The organism is Rhodoligotrophos appendicifer (genome assembly GCF_007474605.1).
In the GTDB taxonomy this organism is placed as follows: Bacteria; Pseudomonadota; Alphaproteobacteria; order Rhizobiales; family Im1; genus Rhodoligotrophos; species Rhodoligotrophos appendicifer.
The window spans coordinates 70,229-86,826 of sequence record NZ_VHKL01000004.1; the positions used below are offsets into that span (position 1 = coordinate 70,229).

The following is a 16,598-nucleotide window of genomic DNA, read 5'->3' on the forward strand; positions in this document are numbered from 1 at the left end:
CTGCCACTTAGCCGGCCTTGCTTCCGCGGGCGCACCATTGCCGGTAGAGGGTCGGCACCAGGGCCATCACGCCAAGCAAAGAGAAGGCGATGAGTGTCTTCGCCGAGATTAGATCGCCCGGGTCCGTGATGGTCGACAGTTCGCCGCCGAGATTGGCATAGACGAAGGACCCGGGAATGATGCCGATGAATGTCGCCAGGGCGAAAGTTCCCGTTTCGATAGAGAACATGGCGGGGACGATATTGACCAGGAAGAATGGAAATACGGGTACAAGGCGCATGAAGAGGAGATAGCCGAAGGCGTTCTCCTGCATATTCGCCGCCACCTTCTGGTAAAGCGGTCCGGCCTTGCTGCGCAGACCCTCCCCGAATGACGTCTTCGCGATGGAGAAAATGGCCACCGCGCCGAGCGTCGCACCCACCACGACGAGAGCCGTTCCGATCCAGCGACCGAAAAGGAAGCCGCCGAGAAGCGTGAGCACGGTTGCAGCTGGCAGCGACAGGGCGACCACAGCGGCATAGAACACGATGAACAGAGCCCCGGAAGCGATCGGCCGGGCTTCCACCCAGTTCAGAAGCTCGTCCCGATGCGCCGCAATCCACTTGATGTCGAGCCACGCCGCGACACCGGAGAGATGGGCTGCCATCGCCGCGAGAAGAAGCAGGAGGATCAACAGGTAGGAGAGCTTGAGCTTCTTCATGGGGAGGGACAAGCTCATTTCCGTTCGTGGAACATTGTGATCAATGCGTCCTCCGCGACCGGATCCATCGAGGTCTCTCGCGATGTTCGAAGGAGAGCGATCGTCTCGGCGAGCTGGTCAACATAGCGCCGGCAATGCCGACACAACATCAGGTGCAGCCGGAATTTTGCAGCGGCAAACAAGCCCTGCTCTCGGTCGAGAAAGGCACTCGCCTCTTCGGTCACCTCACGACATGTGAGCAAGGCAGTTCTCCAAATTCCGAGGGCCGCAAACCCATCGTCAAGTGCTGACCCTGCGTCTTCCATGGGTCTGGTCACGTTACAAGCTCTTCGCCGCGGAGGGTAACTTTCCCGCCTGCGAGGGCGCGACCAGCTGCTCAATCTCCTCCCGAAGCCTGGACCGTCCGCGATGGAGAAGCACCCTCTGGTTTGCGGCGCTGACATTAAGGACTGACTGCCGGCTCGCCGTCGCGCTCAAGGTCCGAGAAACTGAGAATGCGACCGTCTCGTGCTCCACGAGTTCGCGCCTTGTTGACGAGAATATTGAAAATCCAGGCCTTCAGTGACGATCTCTGCTCGAACCCGTCCAATCCGGCGACCACGGCAACCCAGGTGTCCTGAACCACCTCCTCGGCTATCTCGCGGCTTTTCACGAAGCTTCGGGCGAGGGCGATCATGGGACGGTGCAATTCGCGCAATAGGCTCCTAAAGGCCATGGCGTCGCGGGCACGCAGACGGACCAACAGCAGGTCGGCAACCTTGTCGTCGGCGTCTCCCTCCGGCGCCTCACCCTCGCTCATGATCTAGGAGGCCGGAGGAAGGGAATGACGGACAATGCTGCTCAGCAATTCCTCGTCATTGCTGACACGCGCCAGAACCCTCAGAGACACCACGGCCGATAGAAGCCGGCGAGCGATCTCAACTTCGGATTCCACCATGGGCACTGTTCCCTGCTGCTGGGCACGCTGCACCGCGCGCCGCAAACCGCTTTCTATTTCCGTGAGCGCGTCGCGGATATCCCGGGCCAGCCCCTCGTCATGGGGAGCCAGTTCCAAGGCCGAATTGATCAGAAGACAACCCCGCCGATCTGAAAGCGAGGCCTTGAGCAAATCCGCGAAAAAGCCGTGCAGAGCCGCCAACGCGTCCTCTGCAGAATCGAGCTGTGACAGACGCCTGCGCGCAGAAAAGTCGAGATAGCGCTGCAGCGCACGAGCAAAGAGTGCCCTCTTGTCACCAAACGAATGATAGAGGCTTGCGCCCCCTATCCCCATCGCGTCGGACAAGTCTCTTACCGAGGTCGCCGCGTAACCCTTGCCCCAGAAGCACGAGACGGCGGCATCGAGTGCAGCCGTCTCGTCGAAAGTCCGATGTCGTCCCAATCCTAGCGCTCCAACAGCGTTGCGGTGGCAGTTGCAAATACTAGAGCAATTGATCTAATATCGCAAGATGGAGCTGTTGCCCGCCGCTCCCTCGACTCCATGCCCGATTTTAGAACCCCTGGCCCCGTTTCCGTGAAATGCGAGCCGATGACCCTGCGCTAATTCCTGGAGGTGCAAATGACCGATCTCGTGACGCTATTTCCACGCCAACCCGTTCCGGACCTGACCGTTCCCCTGGCTGGAGGAGGCAGCTTCAGTCTCAAGGACGAGGCACCCAAAACCTTTACGCTCATCGTGTTTTACCGCGGCTTGCACTGCCCGATCTGCAAAGGCCAGCTCAAGGACCTGGAGGCGAAGCTTGGCGAACTGGAAGGACGCGGCGTCTCCGTCGTTGCGATCTCGTCCGATACGGCGGAGCGCGCGGAAGAGACGAAATCATCCTGGGGTCTTCCCAAGCTTCGGCTGGGCTATGGTCTGGACTTGGCCTCGGCACGACGCTGGGGTCTCTTCGTCTCGTCGGGCAGGGGCACAACGTCCGCAGGCGTGGAGGAGCCGCAACGCTTCACCGAGCCGGGTCTGTTCCTGGTCCGGCCCGACGGCACACTCTATTTCGCCAGCGTCCAGACGATGCCATTTGCCAGACCTCATCTTGCAGACGTTCTGCAGGCAATGGACTTTGTGGTTGCCAAGGACTACCCGGCACGAGGTGAGATCATAACCCTCTGAGCGTCGTGGGCGACGGCCCAACGCTGAACCAATGGAGGCGGAATTGTTCGATCATCATCTGATCCGCTGGCAGGATACACTCTTTGGCGGGGCCGCCGCATGGTTGTCCTCCCGTGGAGTTTCGGCCGATCAGGTAACGATGGGAGGGTTCGTCATCGGCGTCTGCGGTTCACTGCTGTTGACGCAGGCATTCTACGGTGCGGCACTGGCAATGATCCTCCTGAACAGGCTTCTGGATGGGCTAGATGGAGCCGTTGCACGGAGGCAGGGTCCGACCGAGCGCGGCGCCTTTCTCGACATTGGTCTCGATTTCTTCTTCTACGCGACAGTCCCGTTCGGCTTTGCCGTCGCCGATCCTGCCGCCAATGCGCTCGCTGCCAGCGCCTTGCTGCTTTCCTTCGTTGGAACGGGGAGCAGCTTTCTCGCCTTTGCGATGGTTGCAGCCAAACGTGGACTGACCTCGAGCGCCTATCCGCAGAAGGGGCTCTATTATCTCGGAGGGCTAACCGAGGGAGCCGAGACCATCATCGCCTTTGCGGCCATGTGCCTCTTCCCGAGCTATTTTGCAGTCATCTCTTGGGTGTTCGCAGCGCTGGCCATGATCACCACGGTCACACGCTGGCTCTGGGGCTGGCGGCTGCTTTCCGCGCCATGACACAAGAGCCTCACCATCTCGTCCTGGTCGGCTGCGGACATGCGCATCTGGAGGTCCTCCGATGTTTTGGTCGCCGTCCAAACGACGGACTCAGGCTGACATTGATCACGAGAGGGAAGCGAGCCCCCTATTCAGGCATGCTTCCTGGTTTTGTTGCGGGCCATTATGGTGCGAACGAGGCGCAGGTCCCAGTGGCTCCCTTGGCAGAATGGGCCCGATGCGAAGTCGTCATCGGCGAAGTCGTTTCCTTCGATGCCGCACAACGGGTGCTCACGCTGCAGGACGGGCGGCCCATTGCAGGGACGATAATCTCGATCAATTGCGGTGCCGTCACCAGCCTTGGGAACAGCACACCTGCCGAAGATGCCCTCCCCGCCAAACCTATGGATGACTTCGCGCTGCGATGGGAGCAGTTGGTTAATCGGATCGAGGCGGACCCTGGTATCCGCATCGCCGTTGTCGGAGCCGGAGCCGGCGGGGTCGAGCTTGCGCTTGCTCTACGATATCGTATGCAGGAGGCCGCCAGGAGGGGAGCGCGACCGGACCAAGGCCAGGTTACCTTGTTCGATCGTCAGGGGTTGCTGCAGGAATTCTCCCCCGCCGTTCGGCGGAGCGCGGCACGGCGATTAGAACGTGGCGACGTCCTCTTGATCACCGACGACGATCTTCCGGCTTTACCGGAGGCGAATAGGAACTCTACCCTCTATGACGAGCAAATCTGGGCCACCGGTGTTCGACCGGCGGAATGGCTGGTGCACTCCGGACTGGCCCTGGATGCTAAAGGTTTCGTTGCAGTGGATGAACACCTTCGATCGACATCGCACGGATATGTCTTTTGTGCGGGGGACGCGGCCGGGCTGATCGGATCTCCCTGCCCCAAGGCCGGTGTGATCGCCGTCCGGCAGGGGCCGGTCCTGGCCCGGAATCTCCATGCCCAGGCTCAAAGCTTGCCCTTGATACGCTTCACACCGCCGAGGATCTGGTTGAGCATTCTGTCAACCGGCGAGCGTTACGCCATCGCGTCGCGTGGAAGCTGGTCGGTGGAAGGGCATTGGGTATGGCACTGGAAAGACTGGATCGATCGCCGTTTCATCGCAAAATACAAGTGTCGATCGGAATGAGCTGGAGGCACCCGTTCCAAGTGGTTCCTTCGATCTTTGAACGCTCGTTACCTCCAGCGAAACCCCGCCTTCGGTAAGTCTGCGATCAAGAAGCTCGAAGCGAGAACGAAAGGTCCCAACTGCGCCTCCCGACTAACCCTCTTGTTCCTTTAAAAAGGAAAAGAGTAAGAAAATCAAGTGGCTGGGGGACTAGGATTCGAACCTAGACTGGCGGAGTCAGAGTCCGCTGTCCTACCGTTAGACGATCCCCCAAGGGAGTGCCCGGAAAAGGGCAAGCGGTACATAGCCTTAATGGTGCCGGCGATCAAGTAGCCCCGATTTTTTGCCAAATGTTTGCCACAGGGCGCCAACCCGCGTTCTCAGGAGATGCGCCCTTCCCCGTGTCCACCTCCCGCAGTGATTGCGACTTCCTCGGAGGGGGTGGAACCAGATTCGACAAACAGGGTTCAATAAAATGCATTCATCGTCTCGCCATGCGGCACTCGGAGTTTTGTGCCGGGATCATGAGACGACAATCGTCATTTGAGTTTCAGGCTGCGCCGGAAGCGCTAGGAGGGGCCCATGAGAAGACGTTTGGATCGGGATGACATTGAGAGCCGTGTCTTCTGGTGCATCGAGGCCGGCGTCGCGACGCTGACCCTGCTTGGGTTCAGCGCTGCCGCCGCCGCGATGGTGTTTTGAAACCGAAGACAGGTCGCCCAACAACGCCTCATAGAGCCCTAGGCAAGAGCACGGGTGCGAGGGCATTCAGCAGAAACCGCGCTTCAGAGGAGGATCACCGGATGATCCGTAGACCCCAATATGCCACTGCCCTCGCCTTGGCCGCGTCAGTTTTCACAGCGTCGCTCTGGGGACTTTCCACGGAGCCTGCTGATGCGCAGTCATCCTGGCGACGTTACTCCGACCAGCGGCTCGGGATCAGCATCGAGGTGCCGCGAGAGGGGTTCATTGACGTCTCGGGTGAGACCCAAGGAGAGGGAATCGACCTGAAGGCCGTCGATGGGACGGGCGAAATTTCAGTTTATAGCGCAGCCTTGACCTCCCTGTCGTTCAAGGCGTTTCGCCAACAACTGATCAAGGGAGCGGAGGATCGCGGCCTTGACGTCACCTATCGGGACGGAGGCCAGAGCTGGTTCGTGTTTTCCGGTCTGCTGGACGACCACATCCTCTATTACAAGGTTCTGCTGAAGACCGTTTGCGGCGTACCGACGGCCCAGCAATTCCACCTGCGCTATCCTCGCGAGAAGAAGCGCGACTATGATGCCATTGTCGAGAGGATGGAGAGGACTCTGGCCCGCAGTCCCCAGGTCCGCTGCAGCTAATCCGCCTCAGGGGCTTGCGTTAGGGTCGAGGGTTTCGACAGGGTCCGACCGTGGTGCCGATCGCCGATCCCTTGAGTCATCTTGTCGACGGCGGCGATGCCGATCGCCGAGAGGATGAAGACGCAATGAATCACCGTCTGCCATAAAACGCCACTCTCGGTGTACCGGGAGCCCTCGGCGCCCAAGCTGCCGGCCTCGATAAAGGTGCGCAGCAGGTGAATGGACGAAATTCCGATGATGGCCATCGCGAGCTTCACCTTGAGAACCCCAGCATTCACATGACTTAGCCATTCTGGCTCGTCCGGATGGCCCTGGAGCTTGAGGCGCGAGACGAAGGTCTCGTAGCCGCCGACGATGACCATGATCAACAGGTTGGAGATCATGACCACGTCTATGAGACCGAGCACGACCAGCATGATCTGCTGCTCGGTGAAATCCACAGAATGAAGGATGAGGTGCCAGAGCTCCTTCATGAAGAGCAGCACGTAGACGACCTGAGCCACGATCAGGCCGAGATAAAGAGGCAATTGAAGCCAACGCGACCCGAAGATCAGCAAGGACAGGGGGGGCATGCCGGCAGTGGGGCGCGGAGGGGTCATGGGGTCTTTCGATCCAGATTGAAGCAGCCCCTATCTAGCGAGTTCATGCGGCCTTTCCAAGACGATGCCGCGCCGCAGCAACGCGGCTTCCCCGTCCTCAAGTCGAATTGATCGGCGCCCAGCAATGCGGGGTCCCCATTGAGCATATGCGGGCTCCGCCAAGGCCGTCACAGATCCAGAATTTCTCGCCGTCCGAAGTCGCAACCGCTGCGGGCCTTGCGGCGTTGGGTCGATGAACAGGGCACGCAGCTTTCGCAAACGTGATCCTCACATCGATGCGGCCAACAATGGAGGCATGATCGACATGGCGCGCAGCAGAAAGACAGAGCAGCGTTATCTTTCCGAAGAAGAGCTTCAACTTGTTGACCAAACCCATCTGCCCGCGCTCAAGCTCATCCAGACGCCTGAGCTGGTCTTGCTCCGCAAAACCCTGAGGGAAAGCCGGGAGAAGGCGTCGTCCATCCCGAGCAAGACGAGACCAGTCACCGACAACGCTAACGGCAAGGGTAGCGAGGGACCGGGGATGCGGCGCGACATCCTGTCCGCCGCGGTAAAGCGGGTGAACCGCGAGCTCGACCGCCGACGGACGGGGACCATAGAGCGGCAGATCGACGAGAACCCGCTGGCGGCAGCCTCGATGGCCCTCAACGGTCAATCGCATGCGGAGACTGCGCCGGAGCGGCGCACTCGCGGGGAAACCTCCACGGGACATATGCCTCGCGCCAGTGTCGCCCCGTCACGGACGCCGGCCCTTGCGACTGGAAACGGCAGATAGCCTAGTTTGAACCTGCTCTCTCAAAATCAACGACGCGAGGCATCACCCCTCGCGTCTCCCTCACCTTTTATACACTCAAAAGTTGCATAATATGGCTCGCGATATCATTCTGGTCACAGACCATTGGATTCTCCTGGAGCCATCAACATGCGTCCTTACCTCGCGGGATTGCTCAGCGGCTTGCTTGTCGGACTAACAGCCTGTTCTGAGGTCGCCGAGACTCCGCCGGTTCGACATGTCGTCCTGGCCAAGATCAAGACCGACACCCCGCAATCAGCAATAGATCGGGTCTTCCAGGACCTTCGAGATCTGGAGCAGGTCGTTCCCGGGCTACGGCATTTTCAGGCGGGGGCAAATGTCAGCCCCGAGGGCAAGACGCAAGGCTATACTCATGGCTTCACCATCGACTTCAACACCGATCGGTCCCGCGATGCCTATCTGCGTTACCCTGACCACATTTCAGCTGCGAAGGAGCTCATCGCTCTCACGGAGGGCGGGGAAGCAGGAATTTTGGTGTTTGATTTCCCCATGAGGTAGCTTTCGTCGCGCCTTGCGAGGAACCTCACCATCCCCCATAGTCGGCGTGACCGCATGCCCCCGCCGGTCAGCATTACTGGCCCTTCCATCCCAAGGGGGAACGATATCCATGATCCGCTTTCTTTCGTACTTGATCCTGCTGCTGACCGCAGCCCTTGCCACCAACTCTCCCGCCGAGGCGCGTGGCGAGAAGCCGGGCCGATTCGACCATTATGTCTTGTCTCTCTCCTGGTCACCCACCTATTGCGCTGGGGAAAATGGGCAAAGGGACCGCATGCAATGCAGCGCGCAACGCGCCTATGCCTTCATCGCCCACGGGCTCTGGCCGCAATATGATCAGGGATGGCCGGAATATTGCCCCACTCCAGAGAGCTGGATCCCGAACGAGACCATTGCGTCCATGTCCGACATCATGCCGTCCAAAGGGCTGATCATCCATGAATGGCGGCGGCACGGCAGTTGCTCAGGCCTGGATCAGGGCGAGTATTTCGCATTGATCCGCCGACTGTTCACGGGCATCGCCATCCCCGCCAAATACTCATCGCCCGCCCAGGACATCGTGACGACACCGCAGGAGCTGATCCAGGATCTGGTCGCCGCCAACCCTGCGATCGATGCCAGTATGGTCGGCGTCTACTGTGGAAACCGGCGGGATCGCGCTGCATTGAGCGAAGTGAGGATCTGTTTCCAGCGCGATGGCACGCCCATGAGCTGCCCTGAGGGAGCGCGTCTCCAATGCCGGGCCAAGGCCCTTGTCCTGCCTCCCGTCCGGCCCCGAAATCCATCATGACCACCTCGTCCTCGCCGCGCGTCCTTGTCTTTCAGCATATGGAAAAGGAAGACCCCGGGCTTTTCAAAGGCCTCATGGACAAACACGGGTTGGCCTGGACAACTGTGCATCTCCATGCCGGCGAAGCCGTCCCGGCGCTTGAGGCCTTTGATTTCCTGCTGGTCATGGGCGGGATTCAGGACGTCTGGCAGGAGGCACGCTATCCCTGGCTTGCACAGGAGAAGGCAGCGATCCGCCGCTGGGTCGGAGAGCTTGACAAGCCATATCTCGGAATCTGCCTGGGCCATCAATTGCTCGCGGATGCGTTAGGCGGTGAAGTCGGCCGCGCGACAACAGGTGAGATCGGCTTTCACGGTATCGAACTCAATGCAGAGGGACGGAAGTCGCCCTTATTCGCCGGCATGCCTGCCTCGACCACCTGGATGCAATGGCACGGGGCGGAGGTCAAAGCCCTGCCGGTTGGCGCCACAGGCCTGGGACACTCTCCGGCTTGCGCAGTGCAGGCTATGCAGGTCGGAAGCCACGCCTTTGGGCTGCAGTTCCATGCGGAGGCCAGTGCTGAGAGCATGGCCGCCTGGCGGTCCCTTCCAGATTATCTACCGGCCATCGAAAAGGGCTTGGGCATCGGGGCGGATTTGCGACTGTCACAGGAGATCGACGTCAGACTCCCCTCGGTCAATCGCACAGCTATACAGTTGTTCGACAATGTTGTGCGTGCGGCCGGCCTTATTCGTTGAGCTCCTAACGTCCCGGTCGCGTCAGACCACGACCGGGGGTCTGGCACGACGGGCTCCGGTCGCTGCCTGGTACACGATCGCCGAAATGATCACCGCACCCCCGACCAGGGTCATGGTCTCCGGCTGCTCGGAGACGACGATCCAGACCCACAGGGGACTCAGCACCAGCTCGATTAGCGAAGCCAATGTCATCTCTGCCGGGCTGATATGGCGCGCGCCTAGGGTGAAGAGCCACATGCCGAAGCCCAGAATGAGCCCGATCAATACGCCGATCGCCGCATCGGAAAGGGAGACGTCAAAAGCCGGAGCCACCTTGCCCGCACCGTCCAGAGAGAGGCCGATCAGCACGATCGCGCCGACGGCCGCTTCGCTCCATCCCTTGTGCAGGGCAGTTGGAGTCATGTCGATGCTTCCCGCACTTTTCAGGAAGATGCTGTGTACCGCAAAGGCCAGCGTCGACAGCAGTGAGTAAACCGTTCCCAGAACATGGCCACCCTCCAGGTTGTTGAAGACCATGAGAAAAATGCCAAAAAGGCTCAGGGCCATAGCGATCCAGGTCTCGCGGCGCACCGGCTGGCCGAGGAACCAGCGGCCGAGAAGCGCTGCAAAAAAGGGCCCTGCACCGACCATGAACATGGCGTTGGCGATGGTCGTGTAGCTGATCGCCAGAATGAAAAACACGCCGGAGACACCGATGGACAGGCCGGCGGCCGCAGCGCGCCAGCCTGCCTGGCGGATCAGCCGCAGCGGGTTTCCACCCCCGAAGAACGCCATCAAAAGCATCACGCTGATGACGATGCCAAAGCCCCGCAACAAGAGAAGCATCCAGGGATCGGCCTGCCCCATGAGACGGATGAGGACTCCCTGGGCACTCCAGAGCAGGCCGGCGAAGACCACCAGGCCCATGCTGAAGAGATAAATATTCCCGCGGCCTGCGTTGCGCGACAGTTGTGTGAGGGCGTGAACCACTGACCGGCTCCATCGGTTCGATGCCGGGCTCGGCAAAGAAACGGACCGGCGTCACCAGCCGATCCATCGGCGCGAGATTGGTTCAAAGCGCCTGCAGGAGCAATCGACTTTTTGAAAGGTGACGGGGTGTGGCCCTCAATGGCCCCATAACCCGTCCTGGCCCGTGCCTGCGTCATCGTCACCGCGCTCGGTGTGCGAATGAGAGGCCGTTTCAGGAACCGGCCCATTGCCTTCCATGCTGTCGGCGGCGACAACCTGAGGCGCCGATCTATTGCCGCTAAACAGACCGACCAACAGGTTTAGGCCAAGAGCGATCAGCCCCCACATGCAACGCTCCTATGCAATCACAGCATAATCGGAATGGGTCAATAGCGGCTGCGACTGAGAGAGCGTCGGCTCCTCGTAATCGCCCGCCGGGGCCGAGTGCATGATCAAACCATCGTTCTTTGCGAGCGCCCGCGCTTCCTGCATCTCGCTGGCCAGAAGTTTCTGAGCCAGTTCGAGCAGATGCGCCTCTTGCGATCCTTGCGAGGTGGCCTGAGCGCCACCGCCGTCTGCCTTTGCCAACACCAACAGCTTTTCAGCCAGTTTGGCGAGCTGGGCCTCATCCGAGGAGGGCGCGACCTCAGCCGGGGCGGCCTTGCTCGATAGGGCTGACTTGTCGGTGGTGGCTGCCCTGTCGGTGGTGGCTGCCCTGTCGGCGGTGTCCGCTTCGTTGGCGGGAGCTGTCGCCTCTGCTGTGCTCGCCTGTTTCGATGCAGCCTCTGCGGGCTTGAGCTCACCGGATTTCTCGAGCGCTGCATAAAGGGCTTCCGATTTCTCATCCGGGCCGCCCAAATATCCCGCATGCTTCATGATGGCGATGACCTTCTGGCCCTGCTCGACACCATATTGACTCACTAAGTTGGACTCCTGCTGCTCATAGGCGAATTGCTTCTGATCCGCCATTTGCTGCTTGGCCGTCTCCTTCTGTTCGGCGATGATCTGCTCCTGACGCTCCGTCTGCTGTTCGACGAGCTTCTTCTGATCGTCCGCCATTTTCTCCTGCGTCTGCATCGACTGTTCAAATTGCCGCTCGCCTGCCTTCATCTGAATGACCGTCGGAATAATAGCACCCGCCCCGAGGCTGGCAGCAGTCATAGCGAGATTAAATGCCACCGGATGTTTTTGAAGAAAGCTGGGCGCGATCTCGGCGCCATCTCGGGGAGCAGCAAAATTGGATTTAAACGCTGTCGATGGGCCGAAGGAATGGCCGATCGACGTCATTTCCTTTGTGACACCCAGTAAACTCGATTCTGTCTTGATGGACGCCGGTGCTGTAAGCACGTTAGTGACGTTGGGAAGTTCCGAGGCCAGAATCGGCAACGCTGCGTTGCTCGCACCAAAAAACTTCGCGCCAGATCCGATAAATTTGCCTACGCTAGATCCAACAAGCCTGGCGGCGCTGGCCACGAATGCCATGAGAACACCTCAACGATGAAAATAACCCACTAGGATTCAAAAAATACCACGAGCGAATGAAATATGAGCAGGAATATACCCTCATAGGTTGTATACCGCAAGTGCCAAGAAGGGGTCCCGGTCTCTAAACCCGACTTTTTGATGCGTCCCGAATGATCATGAGCAGGCTGAAGGCAGCAAATATCGCCGCCAGAGTCAGAGGAAAACCGTTCGGTCCGAACAGTTCCATGCTCCATCCAGTCAGGCTCGGCCCGGCCATGCCACCCAATCCCCACATGGCGGCAAAGGCGGAAGCGCCCGCCATCAAGGCGGAGCCTTTATAGCGCTCACCCAGGATGGCGATGGCCAAAGTGTAGATGCCAAAACCGCAGGCGCCGACCAGCACCAGCACCGGCCACATCAGGAGGGTGCCCATGACCGAGGGCAGCACCGCGAGTGAGGCCGAGGTGAGGAGGGCGCACGCCAGCATCACGGCACGACGAGGCAAATGATCGCCGATCCAGCCTATGGGATATTGCAATAGGAGATTGCCGCCGATCAGCACCGTCAGCGCCCAGGCCGATACGTCCACGCTCAGACCCTCACGGAGTCCGTAGAGCGGCAGCAGCGCGAGCACGGCGGCGTCGAGCAATGCGAAGGTCCCGACGCCGATGAGCAGCACCGGCGCTTGTGGAAAAAACGCAAAGAAGGAGGCCCTCCGCTCTTCCGGATGGAGACGGTCATCGACGTCGACAAAATGCAGAGGCACCAGAGCGATCAGCATGATCGCCGCGCCGATGACGAAGGGCGTCCAGCCCTTGAAGCCGGTGAAGGGTAGCATGGCGGGGCCAAGAGCGAAGCCACCGGAAAGAATGCTGGCATAAACCGCGGTGATGCGGCCGCGATACGGCCCTTCAGCAGTTCGAACGACCCAGGACTCCGACACCGCAAAGAGGGTCGCCGCGCAGAAGCCGAAGAGAAACCGCAGCGGGAACCAGAGAGTGAAGCTGTCGATCAGCTTAAAAGACAGGAGCAGCAGGGCCACCAGGACGCAACAGACCTGCGCCACGAGCTTGGAGCCAAAACGCACCGTCACCAGCGGGATCAGAGGACCCGCCGCCAGCACCCCCAGCGGTCCGAAGCTCGCATTGAGGCCGATCATCCCGGCAGAATGGCCTCGCGCCTCCAAGATCAACGAGAACAAGGGAAAGCTAAGGCCAAGCGCCACGTCGAAGACCGTCACGCAGGCAATCGCTGCGATCAACGTATTCCAACGTCCTCTATCCAAGCCCGCGAAGGTGCTCATCATGCCCTCCTCTCCAGTGGCGTGATGCCCGTTTCCGGATAGGAGCGCAATCGGATGTTGAACGTTAGTTCAGGACGATCGACCTATGGCCAGGTGACAATCGGCGGCATTGAGGAGAGAATAGCTTCCACATGGCCTCCGGTCTTCAGCCCAAACGTGGTGCCGCGATCGTAAAGCAGGTTGAACTCCACGTAGCGGCCGCGACGGACCATCTGCTCGCGACGGTCCGCCTCGCTCCACGGTTCATTCATGTTACGCCGGACGATCTCCTCATAGGCCTCCAGGAACTTCATTCCCACGTCGCGGACAAAGGCGAAGTCCGCCTCCCAATCACCGCTGTCGTGGTGGTCGAAGAAGATTCCGCCGATGCCACGCGGTTCGTTGCGGTGAGGGAGAAAGAAGTATTCATCACACCACTGCTTGTAATGATTATAGTCAGCGCAGGCGTGGGCCTCGCAGGCCGCGCGCATCGCCGCATGAAAAGAGATGCTGTCGGGATCCGCTTGCGTTCGGCGGCGATCGAGAACCGGCGTCAGGTCGCCGCCGCCCCCGAACCAGGCTTTGGCGGTGACGATGAAGCGCGTGTTCATGTGCACGGTGGGCACGTTGGGATTGAGCGGATGAATGATCACGGAAACGCCGGTGGCGAAGAACCTCGGATCCTGGTCCGCTCCAGGGATCTGGTTGCGGAATTCAGGCGAAAACTCGCCATGGACCGTGGAGACATGGCACCCCGCCTTCTCAAACAATCGGCCACGCAGGATGCCCATGACACCCCCACCACCGGCCCCCTGCTCGCGCTGCCAGGCCTGACGCTCGAAGCGACCACCGGGCGCATTCTGGAACGCAGGACCTGCATAGTCGTCCTCCAAGACCTCGAGGCGCGCATGGATGCGATCGCGCAGGGTCTCAAACCAAGCTTGAGCAGCCTGTTTGCGGCGTTCAAGTTCATCCGGTCCTGGCTTGGCTTCAACCGTCATCTTCAAGGGTCCTCGCTGGTCTGTCGCAATGCCTCCCCTAACACCATAGCGCAGGCGACCGCCACATTCAGCGACCGAAAGCCTGGATGCATCGGAATGGTCACGCGCAGATCGGCCTGTTCATGAACCTCCACCGGCACGCCGGCACTCTCTCGGCCCAGAAGCAAAATATCGTCGGCTCGGTAGGCGGCCTTGACATAGCTCAAGGAGGCATTAGTGGTCAGCAAGACGAGGCGCCGCCCACCTTTTGCCGCCGCAAATGATTCGAACTTGGCGTGGCGGACCACGTCGACGCCGTCCAGATAATCCATCCCTGCCCGGCGCAACCGTCGTTCCGACCAGGGGAAACCCATGGGCTCGATAATATGAACTGTCACGCCGAGGCAGGCGCCCAGACGCAGGATCGTGCCCATGTTCTGCGGGATATCGGGCTGATAGAGGGCAATGTCGACCATGTTTGTCAGGGCCTATGATGGATTGGGCGCGATGGGGCTTATGCGACACTTTGCCGGAACAAGCGACGGCTGGACATTCCGGGATCACGATGCGAAAAGACGTCCGCCTCGGAGGAATTTAGAATCCTTCTCGGCATGCAGGGACGGTACGGCTCGAAACACGCGGTTTGTCGCGTCGCACCGAGCCGTTTCGGCTTTGCATATTCCTTGCCGACCTGCATATCCTTGCAGGACTTGGTCGTCCGGTGATCTCAAGGGGCTGAATACGTGGAAGTAGCGACCCATACCGAAGAACCCACGCGGCGCGATTTCCTTTATATCGCTACAGGGGCTTTCGCTGCCGTCGGCGCCGCCGCCGTCGCCTGGCCGCTCATCGATCAGATGAACCCGGATGCCTCGGTGCTGGCGCTTGCTTCGACCGAAGTCGACCTCACGCCGCTTGCCGAAGGCCAAAGCATCACCATCACGTGGCGCGGCAATCCGGTGTTCGTGCGCTATCGCACGCAGAAGGAGATCGAGGAGTCGAAGGCGGTCGCGCTTGGCGACCTCATCGATCCTCTGGCTCGCAACGCCAACCTGCCCGACACTGCGCCGGCCACGGACGAGAACCGGGTCATCGACAACAAGGAACAATATCTCATCCAGATCGGCGTCTGCACCCATCTGGGCTGCGTACCGATCGGGCAGTCAGGGGATTTCGACGGCTGGTTCTGCCCGTGCCACGGCTCGCATTACGACGCCGCCGGCCGCATCCGCAGGGGCCCGGCGCCGGAGAACCTGGCGATACCGCCCTATAAATACACTGGTGAAACCAAAGTAACGATCGGCTGAGGAGACTAGTCCCGATGAGCGGAGGACATTCCACCTATCAGCCGAAGACCGGCATCGAGAAGTGGCTCGACGCAAGGCTGCCCATCATCCGCATGGCGCATGACCAGGCTCTCGCCTTCCCGACACCGCGGAACCTGAACTATTTCTGGACCTTCGGCGGCATCCTGGCGATCTTCCTGGTGCTGCAGCTGATGACCGGCATCGTCCTGGTGATGCATTACACGCCGAACACGCTGATGGCCTTCAACAGCGTCGAGCACATCATGCGCGACGTGAATTACGGTTGGCTCATCCGATACATGCATGCCAACGGCGCCTCGTTCTTCTTTATCGCCGTCTATCTGCACATCTTCCGCGGCCTCTATTACGGATCTTACAAGGCGCCGCGCGAAGTCTTGTGGATCATCGGCGTCATCATCTATCTAGTGATGATGGCCACAGCCTTCATGGGCTATGTGCTGCCCTGGGGGCAGATGAGCTTCTGGGGTGCGAAAGTCATCACCAATCTGTTCTCGGCGGTGCCGTTCTTCGGCGAGTCCATCGTAACCTGGCTGTGGGGCGGGTTTACCGTCGACAATGCCACTCTGCAGCGCTTCTTCAGCCTGCACTATCTCCTGCCCTTCGTGCTGGTCGGCCTGGTGATCCTGCATATCTGGGCGCTGCACGTCCCGGGCAACAACAACCCGACAGGGGTCGATGTCAAATCCGACCAAGACACGCTGCCCTTCCATCCCTATTACACGATGAAGGATGCCTTCGCGATCATGGCCTTCCTGCTCGTGTTCGCGCTCTTCGTGTTCTATCTGCCCAATTACATGGGGCATGCGGTCAATTACGAGATGGCGGATCCGCTGAAGACGCCGCCGCATATCGTGCCTGAGTGGTATTTCCTGCCCTTTTACGCCATTCTGCGTTCGATCCCGGACAAGCTCATGGGCGTGATCGCCATGTTCGGCGCTATCGTGGTCCTGTTCTTCCTGCCCTGGCTCGATACGTCCAAGGTGCGCTCCTCGAACTACCGCCCGATTTATCGCCAGTTCTTCTGGATCCTCGCTATCGATTGCGTCGTGCTCGGCGTCGTCGGCTCCAAGCCGCCGGAGGGGATCTGGGTGATCATCGGTCAGATCGGAACGGTCTATTACTTCGCGCATTTCTTGATCATTCTGCCACTCGTCGGCTTGATCGAGACGCCCAAACCGCTGCCTTCGAGCATTTCCGAATCGGTTCTCGGCCCCAAGACCGCCGGGCAGCCCACAGCACAACCCGCCGAGTGATGG

21 protein-coding genes and 1 tRNA gene are annotated in these 16,598 nt (G+C 60.1%); 10 read left to right on the forward strand and 12 right to left on the reverse strand.

Annotated elements, in window-relative coordinates; genetic code table 11:
- Nucleotides 1-7: 7 nt before the first annotated feature.
- The 4 genes from FKM97_RS09805 to FKM97_RS09820 all read right to left on the reverse strand — a co-directional run bounded on the left by FKM97_RS09805 (nt 8) and on the right by FKM97_RS09820 (nt 2,078).
- Nucleotides 8-718, reverse strand: a complete 711-nt coding sequence (locus FKM97_RS09805) for a TVP38/TMEM64 family protein (protein ID WP_144292243.1) — start codon at nt 716-718, stop codon at nt 8-10.
- Entirely contained in the window at nt 715-942 is a 228-nt protein-coding gene (locus FKM97_RS09810; RefSeq protein ID WP_144292244.1) for an anti-sigma factor family protein, read from the reverse strand. The genes FKM97_RS09805 and FKM97_RS09810 overlap by 4 nt, the downstream gene beginning before the upstream one ends.
- Before the next feature lie 200 nt (nt 943-1,142).
- Nucleotides 1,143-1,499: an RNA polymerase sigma factor gene (locus FKM97_RS09815; protein WP_205014875.1), complete on the reverse strand. Its 357-nt coding sequence runs from the start codon at nt 1,497-1,499 to the stop codon at nt 1,143-1,145.
- A gap of 3 nt (nt 1,500-1,502) precedes the next feature.
- Nucleotides 1,503-2,078 (reverse strand): TetR/AcrR family transcriptional regulator, encoded by a 576-nt coding sequence (locus FKM97_RS09820; RefSeq protein WP_144292245.1) that lies wholly within the window; start codon nt 2,076-2,078, stop codon nt 1,503-1,505.
- Between the two features lie 177 nt (nt 2,079-2,255).
- Here FKM97_RS09820 and FKM97_RS09825 point away from each other — a divergent pair, with 177 nt between their 5' ends.
- Genes FKM97_RS09825 through FKM97_RS09835 form a run of 3 tightly spaced genes read left to right on the forward strand, consistent with a single transcriptional unit; the run spans nt 2,256 to nt 4,580 of the window.
- The gene (locus FKM97_RS09825) at nt 2,256-2,804 is read left to right on the forward strand and encodes a peroxiredoxin-like family protein (RefSeq protein WP_144292246.1); all 549 of its coding nucleotides are present in this window, start codon (nt 2,256-2,258) and stop codon (nt 2,802-2,804) included.
- A gap of 43 nt (nt 2,805-2,847) precedes the next feature.
- Nucleotides 2,848-3,459: a CDP-alcohol phosphatidyltransferase family protein gene (locus tag FKM97_RS09830; protein ID WP_246105015.1), complete on the forward strand. Its 612-nt coding sequence runs from the start codon at nt 2,848-2,850 to the stop codon at nt 3,457-3,459.
- Entirely contained in the window at nt 3,456-4,580 is a 1,125-nt protein-coding gene (locus tag FKM97_RS09835; RefSeq protein ID WP_144292248.1) for an FAD-dependent oxidoreductase, read from the forward strand. The genes FKM97_RS09830 and FKM97_RS09835 overlap by 4 nt, the downstream gene beginning before the upstream one ends.
- 178 nt (nt 4,581-4,758) lie before the next feature.
- On the opposite strand, the gene FKM97_RS09840 is transcribed toward FKM97_RS09835, so the two are convergent.
- A tRNA-Gln gene (locus tag FKM97_RS09840) sits at nt 4,759-4,832 on the reverse strand.
- Nucleotides 4,833-5,362: 530 nt separating this feature from the next.
- Between FKM97_RS09840 and FKM97_RS09845 the strand changes: the two genes are divergently transcribed.
- A complete protein-coding gene (locus FKM97_RS09845) occupies nt 5,363-5,902 on the forward strand; it encodes a hypothetical protein (RefSeq protein WP_144292249.1) in 540 nt (179 codons plus the stop codon).
- Here the strand turns inward: FKM97_RS09845 and FKM97_RS09850 are convergent.
- On the reverse strand, nt 5,899-6,501 hold the full coding sequence (locus FKM97_RS09850; RefSeq protein ID WP_144292250.1) for a TIGR00645 family protein: 603 nt from the start codon (nt 6,499-6,501) through the stop codon (nt 5,899-5,901). The genes FKM97_RS09845 and FKM97_RS09850 overlap by 4 nt on opposite strands.
- Nucleotides 6,502-6,733: 232 nt before the next feature.
- Between FKM97_RS09850 and FKM97_RS09855 the strand changes: the two genes are divergently transcribed.
- From FKM97_RS09855 to FKM97_RS09870, 4 genes are all read left to right on the forward strand, one after another.
- Nucleotides 6,734-7,276 (forward strand): hypothetical protein, encoded by a 543-nt coding sequence (locus FKM97_RS09855; RefSeq protein ID WP_144292251.1) that lies wholly within the window; start codon nt 6,734-6,736, stop codon nt 7,274-7,276.
- A gap of 147 nt (nt 7,277-7,423) precedes the next feature.
- Complete coding sequence (locus FKM97_RS09860) at nt 7,424-7,813, forward strand: Dabb family protein (RefSeq protein ID WP_144292252.1); 390 nt, start codon at nt 7,424-7,426, stop codon at nt 7,811-7,813.
- Nucleotides 7,814-7,922: 109 nt separating this feature from the next.
- A complete protein-coding gene (locus tag FKM97_RS09865) occupies nt 7,923-8,603 on the forward strand; it encodes a ribonuclease T2 family protein (protein ID WP_144292253.1) in 681 nt (226 codons plus the stop codon).
- Complete coding sequence (locus FKM97_RS09870) at nt 8,600-9,340, forward strand: type 1 glutamine amidotransferase (protein ID WP_144292254.1); 741 nt, start codon at nt 8,600-8,602, stop codon at nt 9,338-9,340. Before FKM97_RS09865 ends, FKM97_RS09870 begins: the two co-directional genes overlap by 4 nt.
- 21 nt (nt 9,341-9,361) lie before the next feature.
- Here FKM97_RS09870 and FKM97_RS09875 read toward each other — a convergent pair whose 3' ends face one another.
- From FKM97_RS09875 to FKM97_RS09900, 6 genes are all read right to left on the reverse strand, one after another.
- Nucleotides 9,362-10,309 (reverse strand): DMT family transporter, encoded by a 948-nt coding sequence (locus tag FKM97_RS09875; protein WP_144292255.1) that lies wholly within the window; start codon nt 10,307-10,309, stop codon nt 9,362-9,364.
- 135 nt (nt 10,310-10,444) lie between these two features.
- Nucleotides 10,445-10,636, reverse strand: a complete 192-nt coding sequence (locus FKM97_RS09880) for a hypothetical protein (protein WP_144292256.1) — start codon at nt 10,634-10,636, stop codon at nt 10,445-10,447.
- Between the two features lie 9 nt (nt 10,637-10,645).
- Nucleotides 10,646-11,770 (reverse strand): hypothetical protein, encoded by a 1,125-nt coding sequence (locus FKM97_RS09885; RefSeq protein ID WP_144292257.1) that lies wholly within the window; start codon nt 11,768-11,770, stop codon nt 10,646-10,648.
- A gap of 124 nt (nt 11,771-11,894) precedes the next feature.
- Nucleotides 11,895-13,058: an MFS transporter gene (locus FKM97_RS09890; RefSeq protein ID WP_144292258.1), complete on the reverse strand. Its 1,164-nt coding sequence runs from the start codon at nt 13,056-13,058 to the stop codon at nt 11,895-11,897.
- An 80-nt stretch (nt 13,059-13,138) separates the two neighbouring features.
- Entirely contained in the window at nt 13,139-14,035 is an 897-nt protein-coding gene (gene hemF, locus FKM97_RS09895; protein ID WP_144292259.1) for an oxygen-dependent coproporphyrinogen oxidase, read from the reverse strand.
- Between the two features lie 2 nt (nt 14,036-14,037).
- A complete protein-coding gene (locus tag FKM97_RS09900) occupies nt 14,038-14,490 on the reverse strand; it encodes a tRNA (cytidine(34)-2'-O)-methyltransferase (RefSeq protein WP_144292260.1) in 453 nt (150 codons plus the stop codon).
- A gap of 267 nt (nt 14,491-14,757) precedes the next feature.
- Here FKM97_RS09900 and petA point away from each other — a divergent pair, with 267 nt between their 5' ends.
- Nucleotides 14,758-15,321, forward strand: coding sequence for a ubiquinol-cytochrome c reductase iron-sulfur subunit (gene petA, locus FKM97_RS09905; protein ID WP_144292261.1), 564 nt, complete (start codon nt 14,758-14,760; stop codon nt 15,319-15,321).
- Nucleotides 15,322-15,335: 14 nt separating this feature from the next.
- Nucleotides 15,336-16,595: a cytochrome b gene (locus FKM97_RS09910; RefSeq protein ID WP_144292262.1), complete on the forward strand. Its 1,260-nt coding sequence runs from the start codon at nt 15,336-15,338 to the stop codon at nt 16,593-16,595.
- Nucleotides 16,596-16,598: the final 3 nt, after the last annotated feature.

What these genes read in the sequence shown, in the direction of transcription:
- FKM97_RS09805 (WP_144292243.1), bottom strand. Translation starts at nt 718, where the DNA reads ATGAGCTTGTCCCTCCCCATGAAGAAGCTCAAGCTCTCCTACCTGTTG.
- FKM97_RS09815 (WP_205014875.1), bottom strand. Translation starts at nt 1,499, where the DNA reads ATGAGCGAGGGTGAGGCGCCGGAGGGAGACGCCGACGACAAGGTTGCC.
- FKM97_RS09825 (WP_144292246.1), top strand. Translation starts at nt 2,256, where the DNA reads ATGACCGATCTCGTGACGCTATTTCCACGCCAACCCGTTCCGGACCTG.
- FKM97_RS09835 (WP_144292248.1), top strand. Translation starts at nt 3,456, where the DNA reads ATGACACAAGAGCCTCACCATCTCGTCCTGGTCGGCTGCGGACATGCG.
- FKM97_RS09845 (WP_144292249.1), top strand. Translation starts at nt 5,363, where the DNA reads ATGATCCGTAGACCCCAATATGCCACTGCCCTCGCCTTGGCCGCGTCA.
- FKM97_RS09850 (WP_144292250.1), bottom strand. Translation starts at nt 6,501, where the DNA reads ATGACCCCTCCGCGCCCCACTGCCGGCATGCCCCCCCTGTCCTTGCTG.
- FKM97_RS09855 (WP_144292251.1), top strand. Translation starts at nt 6,734, where the DNA reads ATGAACAGGGCACGCAGCTTTCGCAAACGTGATCCTCACATCGATGCG.
- FKM97_RS09860 (WP_144292252.1), top strand. Translation starts at nt 7,424, where the DNA reads ATGCGTCCTTACCTCGCGGGATTGCTCAGCGGCTTGCTTGTCGGACTA.
- FKM97_RS09865 (WP_144292253.1), top strand. Translation starts at nt 7,923, where the DNA reads ATGATCCGCTTTCTTTCGTACTTGATCCTGCTGCTGACCGCAGCCCTT.
- FKM97_RS09870 (WP_144292254.1), top strand. Translation starts at nt 8,600, where the DNA reads ATGACCACCTCGTCCTCGCCGCGCGTCCTTGTCTTTCAGCATATGGAA.
- FKM97_RS09880 (WP_144292256.1), bottom strand. Translation starts at nt 10,636, where the DNA reads ATGTGGGGGCTGATCGCTCTTGGCCTAAACCTGTTGGTCGGTCTGTTT.
- FKM97_RS09885 (WP_144292257.1), bottom strand. Translation starts at nt 11,770, where the DNA reads ATGGCATTCGTGGCCAGCGCCGCCAGGCTTGTTGGATCTAGCGTAGGC.
- FKM97_RS09890 (WP_144292258.1), bottom strand. Translation starts at nt 13,058, where the DNA reads ATGATGAGCACCTTCGCGGGCTTGGATAGAGGACGTTGGAATACGTTG.
- hemF (WP_144292259.1), bottom strand. Translation starts at nt 14,035, where the DNA reads ATGACGGTTGAAGCCAAGCCAGGACCGGATGAACTTGAACGCCGCAAA.
- FKM97_RS09900 (WP_144292260.1), bottom strand. Translation starts at nt 14,490, where the DNA reads ATGGTCGACATTGCCCTCTATCAGCCCGATATCCCGCAGAACATGGGC.
- FKM97_RS09910 (WP_144292262.1), top strand. Translation starts at nt 15,336, where the DNA reads ATGAGCGGAGGACATTCCACCTATCAGCCGAAGACCGGCATCGAGAAG.